17 protein-coding genes and 1 tRNA gene are annotated in these 16,211 nt (G+C 65.3%); 9 read left to right on the top strand and 9 right to left on the bottom strand.

Annotation, left to right across the window (positions count from 1 at the left end):
* Nucleotides 1-42 precede the first annotated feature (42 nt).
* Nucleotides 43-1,320, bottom strand: a complete 1,278-nt coding sequence (locus tag IWX81_RS13890) for an ABC transporter substrate-binding protein (RefSeq protein WP_199281932.1) — start codon at nt 1,318-1,320, stop codon at nt 43-45.
* A 312-nt stretch (nt 1,321-1,632) separates the two neighbouring features.
* Between IWX81_RS13890 and IWX81_RS13885 the strand changes: the two genes are divergently transcribed.
* The gene (locus IWX81_RS13885) at nt 1,633-2,667 is read left to right on the top strand and encodes a LacI family DNA-binding transcriptional regulator (RefSeq protein WP_334594287.1); all 1,035 of its coding nucleotides are present in this window, start codon (nt 1,633-1,635) and stop codon (nt 2,665-2,667) included.
* A 64-nt stretch (nt 2,668-2,731) separates the two neighbouring features.
* Here the strand turns inward: IWX81_RS13885 and IWX81_RS13880 are convergent, their stop codons facing one another.
* Nucleotides 2,732-3,193, bottom strand: a complete 462-nt coding sequence (locus IWX81_RS13880) for a DUF6958 family protein (protein ID WP_199281931.1) — start codon at nt 3,191-3,193, stop codon at nt 2,732-2,734.
* Nucleotides 3,194-3,315: 122 nt separating this feature from the next.
* On the opposite strand from IWX81_RS13880, the gene IWX81_RS13875 reads away from it, so the two are divergent.
* Nucleotides 3,316-4,152: an alpha/beta fold hydrolase gene (locus IWX81_RS13875; protein ID WP_199281930.1), complete on the top strand. Its 837-nt coding sequence runs from the start codon at nt 3,316-3,318 to the stop codon at nt 4,150-4,152.
* A complete protein-coding gene (locus tag IWX81_RS13870) occupies nt 4,145-4,825 on the top strand; it encodes a TetR/AcrR family transcriptional regulator (protein WP_199281929.1) in 681 nt (226 codons plus the stop codon). Before IWX81_RS13875 ends, IWX81_RS13870 begins: the two co-directional genes overlap by 8 nt.
* A gap of 142 nt (nt 4,826-4,967) precedes the next feature.
* Here the strand turns inward: IWX81_RS13870 and IWX81_RS13865 are convergent, their stop codons facing one another.
* The 3 genes from IWX81_RS13865 to IWX81_RS13855 all read right to left on the bottom strand — a co-directional run bounded on the left by IWX81_RS13865 (nt 4,968) and on the right by IWX81_RS13855 (nt 6,894).
* Nucleotides 4,968-5,549 carry a hypothetical protein gene (locus IWX81_RS13865; protein ID WP_199281928.1) on the bottom strand — a complete coding sequence of 194 codons (582 nt, stop codon included), beginning with the start codon at nt 5,547-5,549 and terminating at the stop codon, nt 4,968-4,970.
* Between the two features lie 2 nt (nt 5,550-5,551).
* Nucleotides 5,552-6,127 (bottom strand): helix-turn-helix domain-containing protein, encoded by a 576-nt coding sequence (locus IWX81_RS13860; RefSeq protein ID WP_199281927.1) that lies wholly within the window; start codon nt 6,125-6,127, stop codon nt 5,552-5,554.
* A 691-nt stretch (nt 6,128-6,818) separates the two neighbouring features.
* Nucleotides 6,819-6,894, bottom strand: a tRNA-Arg gene (locus IWX81_RS13855).
* A gap of 119 nt (nt 6,895-7,013) precedes the next feature.
* Here IWX81_RS13855 and IWX81_RS13850 point away from each other — a divergent pair.
* The 5 genes from IWX81_RS13850 to IWX81_RS13830 are packed head-to-tail and all read left to right on the top strand — an operon-like array spanning nt 7,014 to nt 11,350.
* Entirely contained in the window at nt 7,014-7,871 is an 858-nt protein-coding gene (locus tag IWX81_RS13850) for a tryptophan 2,3-dioxygenase (RefSeq protein WP_199281926.1), read from the top strand.
* On the top strand, nt 7,871-8,776 hold the full coding sequence (locus IWX81_RS13845; protein ID WP_199281925.1) for an amidohydrolase family protein: 906 nt from the start codon (nt 7,871-7,873) through the stop codon (nt 8,774-8,776). The genes IWX81_RS13850 and IWX81_RS13845 overlap by 1 nt, the downstream gene beginning before the upstream one ends.
* Nucleotides 8,773-9,978, top strand: coding sequence for a kynureninase (locus IWX81_RS13840; protein WP_199281924.1), 1,206 nt, complete (start codon nt 8,773-8,775; stop codon nt 9,976-9,978). The genes IWX81_RS13845 and IWX81_RS13840 overlap by 4 nt, the downstream gene beginning before the upstream one ends.
* The gene (locus IWX81_RS13835; protein WP_199281923.1) at nt 9,975-10,811 is read left to right on the top strand and encodes a PaaX family transcriptional regulator; all 837 of its coding nucleotides are present in this window, start codon (nt 9,975-9,977) and stop codon (nt 10,809-10,811) included. Before IWX81_RS13840 ends, IWX81_RS13835 begins: the two co-directional genes overlap by 4 nt.
* Before the next feature lie 23 nt (nt 10,812-10,834).
* Nucleotides 10,835-11,350, top strand: coding sequence for a MarR family winged helix-turn-helix transcriptional regulator (locus IWX81_RS13830; protein ID WP_199282006.1), 516 nt, complete (start codon nt 10,835-10,837; stop codon nt 11,348-11,350).
* A gap of 54 nt (nt 11,351-11,404) precedes the next feature.
* Here the strand turns inward: IWX81_RS13830 and IWX81_RS13825 are convergent, their stop codons facing one another.
* From IWX81_RS13825 to IWX81_RS13810, 4 genes are read right to left on the bottom strand one after another with little or no spacing between them, the layout of a single operon-like run.
* Nucleotides 11,405-12,181, bottom strand: coding sequence for an enoyl-CoA hydratase (locus tag IWX81_RS13825; protein WP_199281922.1), 777 nt, complete (start codon nt 12,179-12,181; stop codon nt 11,405-11,407).
* Nucleotides 12,178-13,077 carry a 3-hydroxyisobutyrate dehydrogenase gene (gene mmsB, locus IWX81_RS13820; RefSeq protein ID WP_199281921.1) on the bottom strand — a complete coding sequence of 300 codons (900 nt, stop codon included), beginning with the start codon at nt 13,075-13,077 and terminating at the stop codon, nt 12,178-12,180. Before mmsB ends, IWX81_RS13825 begins: the two co-directional genes overlap by 4 nt.
* Nucleotides 13,074-14,141 (bottom strand): enoyl-CoA hydratase/isomerase family protein, encoded by a 1,068-nt coding sequence (locus IWX81_RS13815; RefSeq protein ID WP_199281920.1) that lies wholly within the window; start codon nt 14,139-14,141, stop codon nt 13,074-13,076. Before IWX81_RS13815 ends, mmsB begins: the two co-directional genes overlap by 4 nt.
* Complete coding sequence (locus tag IWX81_RS13810; RefSeq protein WP_199281919.1) at nt 14,141-15,277, bottom strand: acyl-CoA dehydrogenase family protein; 1,137 nt, start codon at nt 15,275-15,277, stop codon at nt 14,141-14,143. Before IWX81_RS13810 ends, IWX81_RS13815 begins: the two co-directional genes overlap by 1 nt.
* A gap of 153 nt (nt 15,278-15,430) precedes the next feature.
* Between IWX81_RS13810 and IWX81_RS13805 the strand changes: the two genes are divergently transcribed.
* Nucleotides 15,431-16,210, top strand: coding sequence for an electron transfer flavoprotein subunit beta/FixA family protein (locus IWX81_RS13805; RefSeq protein ID WP_442977804.1), 780 nt, complete (start codon nt 15,431-15,433; stop codon nt 16,208-16,210).
* The last annotated feature ends 1 nt before the right edge of the window (nt 16,211 follow it).

Raw genomic sequence — 16,211 nt, 5'->3', positions numbered from 1 at the left:
CCGGCCCCACAACGTCGTTGTTGTCGTGCTAGAGGATGAAGCCTATGAGCCGACCGCAGCGCGTGCGTCGGCCCACTTCTGGTTCAGGCTCTCGAAGTACGACTCCTTGTCGCCATCGGCAGCACCTCGGGCGATATCGATCAGCGGCTGGCGGTACATGCCACCGAACAGGTCGATTCCGGCCTCGTTGTAGATATTGGCGTCGAGGGTGGGATCTTCTGACGGCTCGAGCTCGACGAAGTTGATGTCGAGAGCATCGAAGTCTGCCAGTGTCGATGGCAGGTCGCCGTCGATGGCCGTCGGTAGCGCTCCGGAGAGCTCGTAGTAGCCAGACTCATCGGTGAACCAGTCGATCCACGCACGGGCGGTGACTTTGTTCTCCGAGTTGACGTTGATGGCGCTGTTGAAGTCGCCGGCGACGTTGACGTTGTACTTGCCGTCGGTTTGGTAGGGGAACGGCATGTAACCGATATCGGCTCGATCGGCACCGGCCGTCTCGGCCGCATCCTGCATCTGCACGACCGACCACGAGCCCAGCAGCATCGTGGCGACTTCGCCGCTTCCGATCATGGCCTTCGAGCCTTCCCAGGCTGTCGTCAGCGGGTCATCCTCGGAAAGTCCCCCTTCGACGATGTCGTAGATCAGGGAGTCGATGACGTACTGTTCGCTTCCCTTGGCCCACGGTTCGTCGGATTCGTCGCGATCTGCGACCGCTGTCGATCCCGCCACGACTCCCTGCACGCCCTGCCACTGGCTGAGCGGCCAGACGTCCTTGTAGTTGGTGTAGTACGGGATGGCGTCTGTGTTCGCCTTGATCATTTCGAGCGCGGAAACGAACTCTTCGGGCGTCGTGGGAATCTCGTCGACACCAGCGTCGGCCCAGACCTTCTTGTTGTAGACCAGGCCATTGGCACTGCCGAACGTGGGGATGCCGTACTGCACTCCCTCGAATGACTTGTCGTTGAGGAAGCGATACTTCTCCGCGAGGTCTGACTGCTGGCCCAGCGGTTCGAAGAACTGCGAGAACTGGTCGGGTTTGACCTGGCTCGGGATGAGCAGGACGTCTCCATAGTCGCCGGTGCTCAGTCGGGTATTGACTTCGGGTTCGTAGTCCGTAATCGCCTCGAACTCGACGTTGACGTCGGGGTAGAGGGCTTCGAACTCTTTCTTGTAGTCCTGGAAGACGGTGTCGACCAGGTCGGTGCGGTTGGTGAGGACCGTGAGGTCCCCGGCCGGCTCGCTCGAGGCGTTGCCTGTGCTGCTGCAGCTCGCCAACAGCATGGTTGCTGCCACGGCGAATATGAGGTGCTTCTTTGCCATCTCTTGGTTCTCCCGTTCGGTGGGGGGTGTCGTCATTGACGGTGACACGATCAGGTCGAGGGACTGTTCTGCGCATGTCGCCGTCACCGACGCTACATGCCCGATCATCCAAAATCAAGAAAAATGTCAACGCTGACATAAACCGGAAATGGTTGTCGCAAACACCAAAATTCCTGTTATTGCGGGAATAATCGTATGCTCTGACAATTCTCCGGAACTTTCCATGTCAACCATGACCAATCAGACATTCGAGCCACGCGGTGCTAAAGTTCGGGGGTGGAGCCGCCCGTAACGCATGCAGAAGAAGCCGATGTGTCCGTGTCTGCTACCGGCACTCTCTCAACCCAGTCGCGGGCGACCCTCGCTGACGTCGGTCGACTCGCAGGAGTCAGCGCGAAGACGGTGTCGCGAGTGGTTCTCGGCAGCACCAACGTCAGCGACAGCACTCGTGATCGGGTCATGGCGGCCGCGCGCACCCTGCGGTTCCGCCCCAACCACCTCGCGCGCAACCTGCGGCACGGCAGTGTGACCAACACCGTCGGCTTTGTGATCGGTGACCTTCGCAACCCCTTCTACTTCAATGTCGCGGCAGGGATCGAACGCGAGCTCGCAGGGCACGGGATGATGATGATTCTGGCTGCAACCGACGACGACCCGAACAGCGAGGCGCGGGTTGTCGAGACCCTTCTCACGCAGCGCGTGCGTGCGCTGCTCATGGTTCCGGTCGCAGAGGACCAGTCGTACCTGGAGGGTGAGCGTCAGCTCGGTACACCCGTGGTGTGTATCGACCGGCCGGCGCAGAACCTGATTGCGGATAGCGTCGTGCTCGAGAACCGCGGGGGAACCGCAGAAGCCGTTCGCGCACTGATCGCCGCCGGACACCGCCGGATCGGTTTCGTGTGCAGTCCCGGTGGACTCTTCACCCACCAACAACGACTCGCGGGCTATCGAGACGCCCTCCGCGAGGTCGGAGTCACCGACACGGCCCAGTGGGAGCTTCTGGGAGATGAGCGCAACGGTGTCTCCGAAGACTCGGTGCAACGACTGCTCGCGACCGAAGGTGGCCCGACGGCACTGCTGGCCGGGAACAACCGGGCAAGCGCAACCGTCATCCGGGCTGTACACAACCACTTCACCGAAGTCGCGTTCATCGGTTTCGACGACTTCGAACTGGCCGATGCCTCCGACATCAGTGTCGTCGCGTACGATCCCGTTGAACTGGGCCGTCGAGCGGCACAGCTCGCCATTCAGCGGCTATCGGAGCCACTCGGCCTCCCCCGACACATCGAGATCCCCACCCACCTGATTCGACGCGGCTCGGGTGAGCGCGCAGCACCTGGCATCTAGCCAGCGCTCCAACTTTCGGTGAGGTGAGCCACGCATCGACACCGAGCTCGGCGTGCGCTGGCGATCAAACCTGAGCGGGCCCATCATCAGGATCGGCGACGCGCCAGCGCATGATGCGTTGCGGGGTTGATGTCGCGACGCGCTCGATCTCACACCGGGCTTCGAGGTCGACCTTTGTGAAGGTGCAGTAGTTGCGCACCCGCCCTTTGGGGAACAATGCGTGTGTGCTGTAGCGGCGCTGTGCTTCTTCCACAACGTGTTTGAGACCGATAGTGCCGTCCATGTCTGCTTCTTCGTCGATCATGCGCAGGATGTGAGCGCGCATGAGTAGGTAGATGTGCTCATCCATAGTCCATCCGCCATCGAGCCCGTCCGGCCTGGTGGCATTGAAGATGGCGACGCGGCCCTTGCGTCGTGCCGCATCATCCGCCGCCCACGCGACCGGGCTCACCGGGCCCGCATAGGGCGTGCGCACGATGCTCGACATACCGGGGCGATCCTGGTCACTCCGATGCTCTCCATCCACCGCATGAGCGTATCTTTTTCATGCTCGCGCGCGAAGGTCCAGCACTCCTCGATGGGAACTTCGTCGCGCCTCATTCCCTATTGGCTATTGACATTAGCCAATAGGGAATGCACGCTAGCTATATGACCCCAGCCACCCACACCTCGTCACCGTCCACTCGCTACATCACGCGCCCCGAAGGCCGCATCGCCTACGACGTCCAGGGCACCGGCCCGCTCGTCGTACTCGTTCCCGGCATGGGCGATCTTCGCACCGGATATCGCTTCCTGGCTCCCGAACTCGTCGCCGCCGGATACACCGTCGCCACCACCGACCTCCGTGGTCACGGCGACAGCGACACGACATTCTCCGCGTACGGCGACCCCGAGACGGCGGGCGACATCGCGGCCCTGATCGACGAGCTCGGCGGAAAGGCGGTCATCGGTGGGAACTCCCTTGCTGCCGGTGCCGCTGTCATAGTCGCGGCAGAGCATCCTGCAAAGGTCGCAGGACTCGTGTTGCTGGGCCCGTTCGTCCGCAACCCGCAGGCCTCCGCATTCGAGAAGTGGATGTTCCGCGCGATGATGGCGCCGCTGTGGGCGGCCTCAGTATGGAGGGGGTATATGCCGACTCTGTACAAGGGCAAAAAACCCGCCGACTTCGAGCAGTACCGTTCCACCGTCATCGCGAGCCTCAAGCGACCCGGCTACGCCAGAGCGTTCTCCCTCACCACCGACCAGACCACCCATGATCCGGCCGAGGCTCGACTGGGCAATGTCGCGGCACCCGCGATCGTCATCATGGGCGACAGCGATCCTGACTTCAAGGATCCCGCGGGAGAAGCGGAATGGATCGGCGAAAAGTTGAACGCGCAGGTCGTCATAGTTGCCGACGCCGGCCACTACCCGCAGTCCCAGCAGCCCGAGATCACCACCCCCGCCGTGCTGGGCTTCCTGTCGACGGTGGCTCCCGTTGCCTAGGGCCGGCCTGACCCGCGACAGCGTCGTCGAAACCGCGGCAATCATGGCGGATGAGGTGGGGCTGGGCTCCCTCACCCTCGCCGCCATCGCCGAACGCCTCGGCGTCAAGCAACCGTCACTGTACAAGCACATCGACTCCCTCGCAGGCCTGCACCGCAGCGTCTCACTCCTCGCTAAGCGGGAACTCGGAGACGCGATTTCGCGCGCCGCCGTGGGCCGCTCAGGAGCGGACGCAATCTTCGCGATGTCGCACGCCTACCGCGACTGGGCGATCCTTCACCCCGGCCGGTACGACGTGACGCAGAATCCGCCCGCGCCTGGGGACGTCGAGGATGAAGCCACCATGGTGGCCGCGATCCAAGTCATCACCGACGTGCTCGCCTCCTACCAGCTCGAAGGCGACGACTCCATCGACGCCATTCGGGCCTTCCGCTCCATCCTCCACGGATTCATCTCGCTCGAAACGTCAGGCGGGTTCGCCCTCAAGGTCGACATCAATCGCAGTTTCGACCGGATGATCCACGGCTTCACCGTCGCCCTCACCCAGTGGACAGAACCCATCGACCACTCCCTCAGTTCCGCCCGCACCCAGAACGCAAAGACCCCGCCAGAAGCCGGGGTCATTTCCGGTGTGCGCCCGGACGGATTCGAACCCCGGCCTAGTGATCCGTAGCCGAAGCTCGTTCCCACGGAACTATGCGGATGTGCCCGAAGTACCGCCAAAACGCTGGTGACTGGAGGTGACGTCGATGACGCGAGCTGACCATGATGCTCCCCAAGTGTGGGCAAACACAGATCCCCCGGTCGGGGTAGTTTCAAAAGCTGATCGGTCCGGGCGGTGCGGGTGCCTCGAGGGCACCCGTTGCGAGAATCGCAGAAACGATGGCCACGGCTCGTGGATCGAGGCCATCGCCCGGATAGAACCCCTCGTAGAAATCTTCGGCCTCGTGGAGTGTGGCGATCTCGCAGAGACTCAGGAGCATACGAATGTCACGGGTGTCCCGACCCGGTCGATTGGCGCGCAGCTTCATCGCCAAGAGCGCTTCCTTCGACGCGACCTGAATCGTAATGTCGTCGCTTTCGAAGATCGTGTCCCAGTCGACCGCTCGCCCGAGCGTCGGCAGAGCGTCCGCCTTCGTGACTTCGAAGTTCAACCACGCCGGGTTCCAATCGTGTCGTTGTGCGACTCGCGCGGCCGCCGCCGCCACGGCGGCGTCACCTCCCGGCTGAACGTGGAGAGAGTCAAGATCCTGCGTCGTTCCTCGTTCGAAGTACCGCAGAGACAAGGCGGCCCCGCCCACCAACCGGATTCCTGCGACCTCGCCTGCCGCGCGGAGCTCTGCGATCAGCTCGCGAAGCCCGGCAATGATGTCTTCACGGTCGAGAGTGGTTGCCACGATCAGACGCTTTCGAAGGTGTCACGCCAAGCGAACACGCCGCGCTTGGCGAACTCATCCGGCACTTCGGAGATTGGGGGTAAAGGATCGGCTGGGTCAACCTCGAGGGTTCGCTGACCATCGAGAAACCGACCCGGCAGGCCAACCCAAGGGGGCAGAGGGAGTCCCTCTTCGCCGAGTCGCCAGGCCACGAGTGCCGCGAGCGCCGCGTCCCAGACACGATCTCGGGTTGACTCCGGCTCGGCGAGTCCAAGAATTCCGCGCACGAGCCCATGCTCGGCCACAAGGTTGTCGTTGAGCTGCACCAGAGCGCGCAATGCGCGGTCCTTATCTCCCGCCGTCAGTTGTCGGCGAATCTCTGCAGCTATTGTTGCGGCGTCATCCCGCCTCGTGGGCGCCGAATACAGTCGGTACCCAGCTCCACCGAGCAGTCGGTCGATCGTTTCGAAGCTCGCGTCACGTCCGCGTTCGGAGCGCGAGACGCTGCCTTGATCAAGGAGGGCGCGAGCGGCAAGCTGCTCCTGCGTGAGTTGGCGACTCTTCCGAGCGGCACGAACCAAGGTAGATGCGTTTGTCATGCCGGTACTCCCCCTCCCCAAATCCGAACAAATATAGCTTACACGCCATATATGCGAGGTGAATCTGGACGTCCGGGCTGCGCATCCGGGGCTCCACCCGCCGTCAGCCTTCGCGTCCATCCCGACATATGAAGATCGAGACACCAAAATGAATGACGAGTCTCGATTTTGGTGCGCCTGGAGGCGTTTGAATCCCCGGCCTGTTGATCCGTAGTCGAAGGCCATCTCCCCGGAACAATGCGGAAGTTGCCGAAATCCCGCCAAAACACGGATGACTAGGCACGACCTGTGATGTGGAAGTATGCCGTCCTTGAGTGCGAAATCGTCGGCGTGGTCGGATGCTTCGATCCGTGCGAGCATCCCTTCCAGCATGTAGGGCCGCGCCAACTCACTGGCGTTCTGCCCATTCGCGCGGGCCTGGTTCTGAATGTGTACCAACCGGGACGCTCCGTTTGTCACAGCAAGACCTCCAGAGTGTTGCGCAGCCGAGGCACCGCCTTGGAAAGTTTGCCGCCATCGTTTGACTTCCCTACTGAGCCGCCGGAATATTGCGCGGAATAGCGTCGGCATGAGTTGCTCGCAGTGCGCAATATTCCGGACTGCTCAGCGGGGGCCCACGAAGAGCGTCGCGTCCACCCGCACGAACTAAACGAAAAAGACCCCGCCAAATACAGCGGGGCCTTTCTTCGTTTGGTGCGCCCGGAGGGATTTGAACCCCCGGCCTATTGATCCGTAGTCAATTGCTCTATCCGCTGAGCTACGGGCGCAGGTCGTGCTGTCGGCCGAAGCCAACCTGAAAACTATACCAGCGGATTTGACCCCTCAAGTCCGCTTGCCGAATATGGCGCATCTATAACGACCGTCATGTTCTTGATACGCTGGGGAGATGACGGATGACCCATCCAACACCCGCGCGCTCGAAGACTCGATCGTCACCGACTTTTCCCGGCAGCTGAACTACGGCGAATACCTGGCGCTCGACGAGATCCTCGGAGCCCAGCACCTCCGCAGCGAGCCCGTTCATCACGACGAACTGCTGTTCATCATCCAGCACCAGACGAGCGAACTGTGGCTCAAACTCATGCTGCACGAGCTCGGTTCTGCCCGGGAAGCGCTGCGGGCCGACGACCTCGGCACCGCGCTCAAACGCATAGCCCGCGTCAAGCACATCCAGGTCACCATGACCGAGCAATGGTCGGTACTGGCGACGCTGACGCCGTCTGAGTATTCAGAGTTCCGGGAGTTTCTGGCCACCTCATCCGGGTTCCAGTCGTACCAGTACCGCGCCGTCGAATTCATGCTCGGCAACAAGAACGAGAAGATGCTCGACGTCTTCGACAGCGACCCCGCTGCCCGCGCCCTGCTCGAGAAGGTGCTCGTCGAAACGAGCCTGTACGACGAGTTCCTGCGCTACCTGCAGCGCGCCGGGTTCCCCGTCCCCGAGGCCGTGCTCGACCGGGACGTCACCAAAGCCCATGTTTTCACTCCCGAACTCGTTCCCGTATTCGTGGACATCTACCGCTCCTCGAAGGATCACTGGCGCGTCTACGAAGCCTGCGAAGAACTCGTCGACCTCGAGGACAACTTCCAGCTCTGGCGCTTCCGGCACCTGCGGACTGTCGCCCGAACCATCGGCATCAAGGCAGGCACCGGCGGATCCAGCGGCACCCAGTTTCTCGAGAAAGCGCTCAGCCTCACGTTCTTCCCCGAGCTGTTCGCCGTGCGGAACGAGATCGGCGCCTGATGCTCGGGCGCGCCCTCATTGATGGGGACTGGGTCGAGGGCACCATCCTTCCCGGCTTCACCGACAGCCACGTGCACCTCGGCCTAGTCGACGCGACGCTGCTGCGGGCCAACGGCATTGCCAGGGTGCTCGACCTCGGCTGGGATCCGGCGATCGCACGTAGCTGGCACGAGAGTCCGGATGCCCACTCCCCGGTCACCGATATAGCCGGGCCGATCCTCACGGCGCCGCACGGGTACCCCGCCACCTCCGCCTGGGCTCCGGCCGCGGCATCCCGTGCGGTCGGCTCCGTGGACGACGTCGATGCGGCCACCGCCGAGGTGCTTGCCGCCGGAGCGCGCGTGGTGAAGCTCGCCATGAACTCCGACGCTGGCCCGACCCTCGGCGACGACGTGCTCGCTGCGATCGTGGCAGCGGCACACGACTCCAGCTTGCCGGTGGTCGCGCACACGGAGGGCGCAGGACAGGCCGCGCGCGCCTTTGAGCGCGGAGTCGACGTCCTCGCGCACACTCCCTGGACCGAAACTCTCGACGACGCCCTGCTGCAGAACATGGCCGGTCAGATGTCGTGGATCTCCACGCTCGACATCCACGGCTGGGGCGCGCCGAACGCCGACTTCGACCGGGCCTTCGGCAACCTCGAGCGGTTCGCCGCGTTCGGAGGCCGGGTGCACTACGGCACCGACCTCGGCAACGGCGACCTTCCCGTCGGGCTCAACCGCCGGGAGCTCGCTGCCCTCGCTGCAGCACTTCCGAATGTCGTCGATTCACTCACCGGCCTGCTGCCAGAACGACATATGCCGCTGAAGACATTCATCCCCGGCGAAGGTAACACCAACGACGTCGACTGGCTGTGCACCGCCGTCGTCATCCCGACCAACGAGATACAGGAGCACCGCGCATGACCCACCACCTCGACACGACAGACCCGCTCGCCGGGTTCACGAGCCGCTTCATCCAGAGCGACCAGGTTCGCGCGTACCTCGATGGCAACTCCCTCGGGCGACCGCTCACGGCAACGCTCGACCGGCTCGCGGGCTTCGTCTCGCACGATTGGGGTTCACGGCTGATCCGATCCTGGGACGAACAGTGGATGCAGCTGCCGCTGACCCTCGGAGACCGCATCGGTCACGTGACCCTCGGCGCTGCCGCGGGCCAGTGCGTGGTCGCAGACTCCACCACCGTGTTGCTGTACAAGCTGATTCGGGCAGCCGTGGACGCGCGGCCGGGCCGCACCGAGATCGTCATCGACCGCGACAACTTCCCCACCGACAGGTTCATCCTGGAGGGCATCGCCGCCGAGCGCGGGCTCACGCTTCGCTGGATCGACACCGACCCCGATAGCGGAGTCAGCCCGCAGCTCGTGACCGAGGCGGTCGGCCCCGACACGGCGCTCGTGGTGCTGAGTCAGGTCGCCTACCGCTCCGGCTTCATCGCCGATGTGGAGCAGATCACCGCCATCACCCACGAATCCGGCGCGTTGATCCTCTGGGACCTGTGCCACTCGGCCGGAGTCGTGCCGACGAAACTCGACGAGTGGGACGTCGACATCGCCGTCGGCTGCAGCTACAAGTACCTCAATGGCGGCCCGGGCGCACCGGCTTTCGCCTATGTCGCGAGCCGCCTGCAGCCCGAGCTGCACCAGCCGATCCAGGGCTGGATGGGCGCGGCAGACGTGTTCGCGATGGCCGACGGATTCGAGCCGGCCGACGGTATGCGGCGCTTCCTCAGCGGCACACCCCCGGTGCTGGGGATGGTGCCGCTGCATGACATGCTCGATGTGATCGAGGAGGCCGGGATGCCCGGCATCCGGGCCAAGTCGCTTGCCCTCACCGCCTTCGTCATCGAGTGGAGCGACGAGCACCTTGCCGGGTTCGGCGTGACGGTCGGCAGCCCGCGCGCCGAAGACCAGCGCGGCAGCCACGTGACCCTGCGGCATCCGGCGTTCCGCGAAGTGACACAACTGCTGTGGCAGCGCGACGTCATCCCCGACTTCCGGTTCCCCGACGGGCTGCGCATCGGCCTGTCGCCGCTCAGCACCACGTTCGCCGAAGTGCAGCTCGGCCTCGAGCTCGTGCGCGACATCCTGACCGAACTGGCCGAATGAACCGCGTCCCCGACGACGATTCGCGGCCGGGAAGCGCCACCTCCCTGCTGCGCACCGTCGCGGGTCTCTACCTGCGTGATGTCGGCGGGTGGATGCCCGTGTCGGGCCTCATCGCCCTCATGGACGACCTCGGGGTGCCGTCCGCGCTCTCCCGCACCGCCGTCGCGCGCGTCAAGCAGCGTGGCCTGCTGGTCGCGGAGCGCACGGATCGAGGCGCCGGCTACAGGCTCGCCCCGGATGCCGCGCCGATGCTGGAGGCCGGCGACCGCCGCATCTTCACCCCACGGAGGATGCGGGAGGGCGACCCGTGGTGCCTCGTCTCGTTCTCCCTGCCGGAGGAGCGCCGCGCCGACCGGCACCAGTTGCGTCGGCGACTGCGGTTCATCGGCTGCGGAACTGTCTCGCAGGGGCTCTGGATCTGCCCGGCCTTCCTCGCCTCCGAGGTCGAGCAGATCATCGAGGAACTCAACCTCGCCGCCTTCGTGACGCTGTTCACCGCGACCGAGATCAGCACCCCCGGTTCCGTTGCCGACTGTTGGGACCTGGACGGCATCGCCGGGCTGCACCGCTCGTTCGCCGATCACCTCGCGGCCCATGATCACGAGTCTCCCTTCCGCGCCTACGTGACGGGGATCGATGCGTGGCGGCCCATCCCGTACCTCGACCCCGGGCTGCCGAGCAGCCTGCTGCCGACCCACTGGATTGGTGATCACAGCGAGCAGCTGTTCCGCCAGCTCCAGGAGCGGCTCGCGGAACCCGCCCGGCAGCACGTCATCGCGACCCTCGGTGGCAGCGGCGCGGGGGTTGCGGCTCATGGCACTATGAACGTGTGACCGACTCCGCGCATCCTGACCCGATGCACCCAGACCCCATCGCGGAGGCCGCGCGCCAGTGGCGGGAACACGGCTGGGCCGGAGCCGTCGACGGGATGGCCGCCGTAACCGCGCTCATGCGCACCCAGCAGATCCTGCTCGCGCGCATCGAGAAGACTCTCAAACCGTTCGGCCTGACCTTCGCGCGCTACGAACTGCTGACGCTGCTGAGCTTCACCCGCACCGGGGCGCTGCCGATGGCGAAGGCCAGCGCACGACTGCAGGTGCACCCGACGAGCGTCACGAATGCTGTCGACCGCCTCGAGGGAGCCGGCTTTGTGCGCCGCCTGCCGCACCCCACCGACGGTCGCGCCACCCTCGTCGAGATCACCGATACCGGCAGGCGGATCGCGGGCGACGCGACGGCTTCTCTCAACTCGACGGTCTTCGAGAACCCCGGATTCGACCAGCCCGACCTCGACGTCATCATCGAGTTGCTCGGTCGCTTCCGCCGGAATGCCGGAGACTTCGGCCAGCCGGAGCCCGATCCGTTCGACTGACCGATCCGTTCGACTGACCGATCCGTTCGATTGGCCGGCCCCTTCGACTGACCCCTAGCGGTGGGTGAAGTTCGCGGCCCGCTTCTCGATGAACGCCGCCATGCCCTCCTTCTGGTCGTCGGTCGCGAAGGCGGAGTGGAAGAGGCGCCGCTCGTACCGCACGCCCGTGGCGAGGGTCGACTCGAACGCAGCGTTGACGACATCCTTCGCCATCATCGCGATCGGCAGCGACATGCCGGCGATCGTCGCCGCTGTCGCCAGGGCGTCGTCGAGCAGTTCGTCGGCGGGCACGACTCGCGAGACGAGCCCGGCTCGCTCGGCGTCCGCGGCGCTCATCGTGCGGCCAGTGAGGATCATCTCCATGGCCTTGGATTTGCCGATCGCTCTCGTCAGTCGCTGCGACCCTCCGATGCCGGGGATGATGCCGAGCTTGATCTCGGGCTGGCCGAACTTCGCGGTGTCTGAGGCGATGATGATGTCGCACAGCATGGCCAGCTCGCACCCGCCGCCGAGGGCGTGGCCCGAGACGGCCGCGATGATCGGTGTACGCACGGCCGACAGTCGATCCCAGCCGGAGACCCAGTCGGAGAGGTAGGCCTCCATGTAGGTGCGGGAGGCCATTTCCTTGATGTCGGCTCCCGCGGCGAAGGCGCGAGGTGAACCGGTGATGACGATGGCTCCCACGCTCTCGTCGGCGTCGAGCTCGGCCGCCAGCCCGACGAGTTCGTTCATCATCGCCAGGTTGAGGGCGTTGAGCGACTCCGGCCGGTTCAGCGTGATCAGCGCCACGCGGTCGCGGCGCTCCAGGATGATGGTCTCGTAATCGCTCATGCTGCTGCCCCTGTCGAGTTGGTGCGGATGGTGTTGATGATCGCCGAGAAGTCCTGCCCCGCGCCACCCTCGTCGGCGAAGGTGCGGTAGATGCTCGCCGCGAGAGTGCCGAGTTCGGCAGCGACACCGTTCGACTGCAGGGCGTTCAGCGCGAGCCCGAGGTCTTTCGCCATCAGCGCGCCACTGAAGCCCGGCTGGTAGTCGCGGTTCGCCGGGCTCGACGGCACCGGCCCCGGTACGGGGCAATTGGTGGTGAGTGCCCAGCACTGGCCCGAGGCGGCGGATGCCACGTCGAACAGTGCCTGGTTGCTGAGACCCAGCTTCTCCCCCAGCACAAACGCCTCGCTGACCGCGATCATCGAAATGCCGAGAATCATGTTGTTGCAGACCTTCGCGGCCTGCCCTGCGCCGGATCCGCCGCAGTGCACGACCCTGCCCGCCATGACCTGCAGGATCGGTTCCGCGAGCGCGAAGTCTGCGTCGTCGGCCCCGACCATGAACGTCAGGGTCCCCGCTGTCGCGCCGACGACGCCCCCGGACACGGGGGAGTCGATCGCACGGTGGCCCGCGACCACGGCGAGCGCGGCGGCCTGGCGCGCGTCATCCACATCGATCGTCGAGGAGTCGATGAACAGCGTGCCGGGCGCGGCAGCCGACAGCAGCCCATCGCGATAGGCACCGAGCACGTGGGCGCCGCCCGGAAGCATCGTGATCACGACGTCCGCGCCGGCAACGGCACTCTGAGCGTCGCTCGCGATCGTGACTCCGGCGGCGGCGGCCAGCTCGAGCGCCGCGGGCACGAGGTCGAATCCGGTGACGGCGTGGCCCGCCGCCACGAGGTTGGCCGCCATCGGCCCTCCCATGTTGCCCAGGCCGATGAATGCGACGCTACTCATGTGGTGCTCCTGTCCGATGCGTCGAGGTCGAGTTCGCGTTCGCCGAGCGGCGCGAAGTAGTGCTCCACCTGTTCACGGGTCACCCCGTCGAGGCTCGACGGGGACCATGCGGGGTTGCGATCCTTGTCGATCACCTGCGCACGAATGCCCTCGACGATTTCGGTGCCCTCGAGAAATCGGAGCCCGACCCGGTACTCCTGCTCGAGCACGTCGTCGAGCGTCGACTCCGGCGTCACCCTCCGAAGGGCCGCTAGCGCCACGCTGACACTCGTCGGGGACTTCGACAGGATCGTGGATGCTGCGCTCCGGGCATCCTCGACCTCCGAGGCCGCGAGGCGCGCGACGATCCCGCGGGCATCGTCTCCCGCATATGCGGCGTCTATCCAGCCACGGGCGGCGTCGAGCGGCGCGGGCGGAGCGGGGGTGGAGTGCCGCGCGATCACCGCGCCCGCCGCCTCCGTCTGCAGCTCGACGAGCAGCGCCGGCAGCTCGCCAGACTGCACGAGGGTGTCGGCGATCCCGAGCGCGATGGCGTCGGCTCCCGTCGCCATCGCCCCGGTGAGGGCGAGGTGCGTGCCGAGTTCCCCCGGTGCCCGCGCCAGCAGCAGGGTGCCGCCGACGTCAGGGGCGAACCCGATGCCGACCTCGGGCATGCCGACCTTCGTGCGCTCGGTGACGATGCGGAGCGAGGCGTGCGCCGAGATGCCGATGCCGCCCCCGAGCACGATGCCGTCCATGATCGCGACGAACGGCTTCGGGTAGCGGGCGATGAAGGAGTTCAAGCGGTATTCGTCGCGCCAGAATCGCTCGGCATCTCCGCTGCCGTCTTTGGCCGACCGGTAGATGCCCACGATGTCACCGCCGGCGCACAGGCCGCGATCGCCTGCTCCCGAGATCACGACGGTCTGCACGGCGTCATCCTGCTCCCACGCCGTCAGCGCCTCGGTGATCGAGACGACCATGCCGTGGGTGAGTGCGTTGAGCGCTTTCGGCCGATTCAGGATGATGCTGCCGAGCATCCCCACCCGACTCATTATGACCTCGCTGACGATGACGTTGCTCATCAGTTGTCGGCCAAACTGCGGCCGACAATCATGCGCATGATCTCGTTCGTGCCCTCGAGGATCTGGTGCACCCGCAGATCTCGCACAATTCGCTCCAGCCCGTATTCAGAGAGGTAGCCGTAGCCGCCGTGCAGCTGGATCGCCGCGTTCGCGACCGAGAACCCCGCATCAGTGGCGACCCGTTTGGCCATCGCACACAGCTTAACCTTGTCGGCATCGTCGTTGTCGAGGGCGATGGCGGCCCGCGCGAGCATCGTGCGCGCGGTCTCGAGTTCGGTATCCATGTCGGCGAGCTGGAAGAGCAGGGCCTGGTTCTCGATCAGCGGGGATCCGAACGCCTCCCGTTGTTTCAGGTAGGCCACCGACTTGTCGAGCGCGGCCTGGCCACCGCCGAGGGAACACGCTCCGATATTGAGCCGGCCGCCGTTGAGGCCGCTCATCGCGATTCCGAAGCCCTCACCCTCGGCGGCGAGCATCGCCGAGACCGGCACCCTGACGTCGTCGAGGATGACCTGCCGGGTGGGCTGCGCGCGCCAGCCCATCTTCTTCTCCAGCGGGCCGAAACTCAGGCCGGGTGCTCCGTCGGCGACCAGGAACGCACTGATGCCGTGGCTTCCGGTGTCGGCCGTACGCGCCATGACGATGTACAGTCCCGCTGCCCCCGCTCCCGAGATGAACTGCTTCACACCATTGAGCACGTAGTCGTCGCCGTCGCGAACGGCGCGAGTGGAGAGAGCACCCGCGTCCGAGCCCACACCGGGCTCGGTGAGGCAATAGCTGCCGAGTGCCTCCATCGACGCAAGTTGCGGAACCCATTCGGCTCGCTGCTCGCGCGAACCGTAGGTGTCGACCATCCAGGTGACCATGTTGTGGATCGAGAGGTAGGCGGCAATGGTGCTGTCGCCCGCGGCGAGGGCCTCGAAGATCAGTACAGCGTCGGCGCGGCTGAGGCCCGATCCTCCGAATTCCTCACTGATGTAGATGCCGCCCATGCCCAGCGCCCCGGCCTCGCGCAGCACCTCGACGGGGAAGTAATGGGTTTCGTCCCACTCGGCTGCATGCGGTGCCAGGGATTCGGCCGCGAACTGCGTCACCATCTCGACGAGCGACGCCTGATCTTCTGTGACCGGATACATCGGAACCTTTCGACAATCGCCCCGCCGCGCTGCGGGACACGGGCCTATAATACAAGGACGTCCTACTAAACACTAGGACGTCAAAGTATCCCGCCTCACGCGCCAGCGGCCCTGGCAGCCTGAGGGAATCGCAGCGTGCGAACGGAGAGAGTGATGAAGATCGCCGTACTCGTGAAGGAAGTGCCGGACACCTGGGGTGACCGCCGGATAGATCCGGTGACGCTGAGGGTCGACCGCCACACCGATCTGGTGATCGACGAGATCAACGAAAAAGCCGTCGAGGTCGCGCTGCTGACGAAGGAAGCGCACCCCGGCTCAGAGGTGACGGTCGTGACCATGGGGCCGCCGACCGCGCTGGCCGTGATACGGAAGGCACTCGCCATGGGTGCAGACACGGGCATCCACGTCTCCGATGACGGCCTCGCTGGCTCCGACGCCGTGCAGACCTCGGCGGCACTCGCCGCCGCTCTCGAAGGGCGGGGATTCGACCTCGTGATCACGGGCAATGAGTCCACGGATGGCCGCACCGGCGCTGTGCCCGCGATGCTCGCCGAGCGGCTCGGCTTCGCTCAGCTCACGTTCATGCGCACCCTCGAGGTGGGCACGGATGCCGCGAGCGGGGAACGCCTCACCGCCACCGGCCACGTCGACGTGACCGCCCCACTGCCCGCGATCGTCTCGGTCACCGAACAGATCGCCGAGGCGCGCTACCCCAGCTTCAAGGGAATCATGTCGGCGAAGAAGAAGAAGGTGGAGTCGCTCTCGATCGCCGACCTGGGGCTCGACATCAGCGACACCGGGGGTGCACACGCCTGGTCAGCCGTCGAGCAGGTCACCGAGCGCCCCGCCCGCCAGGGCGGCACCATCATCAGGGATGACGGCACCGCCGGCACGCAGGTCGCCGAGTTCCTCATCGCCGCGAAACTCATCTAGG

Source organism: Salinibacterium sp. CAN_S4 (genome assembly GCF_015752305.1).
GTDB lineage: Bacteria > Actinomycetota > Actinomycetes > Actinomycetales > Microbacteriaceae > Rhodoglobus.
The sequence above is the reverse complement of the archived record's forward strand: the minus strand, read 5'-3'. Positions and strand labels throughout refer to the sequence as shown.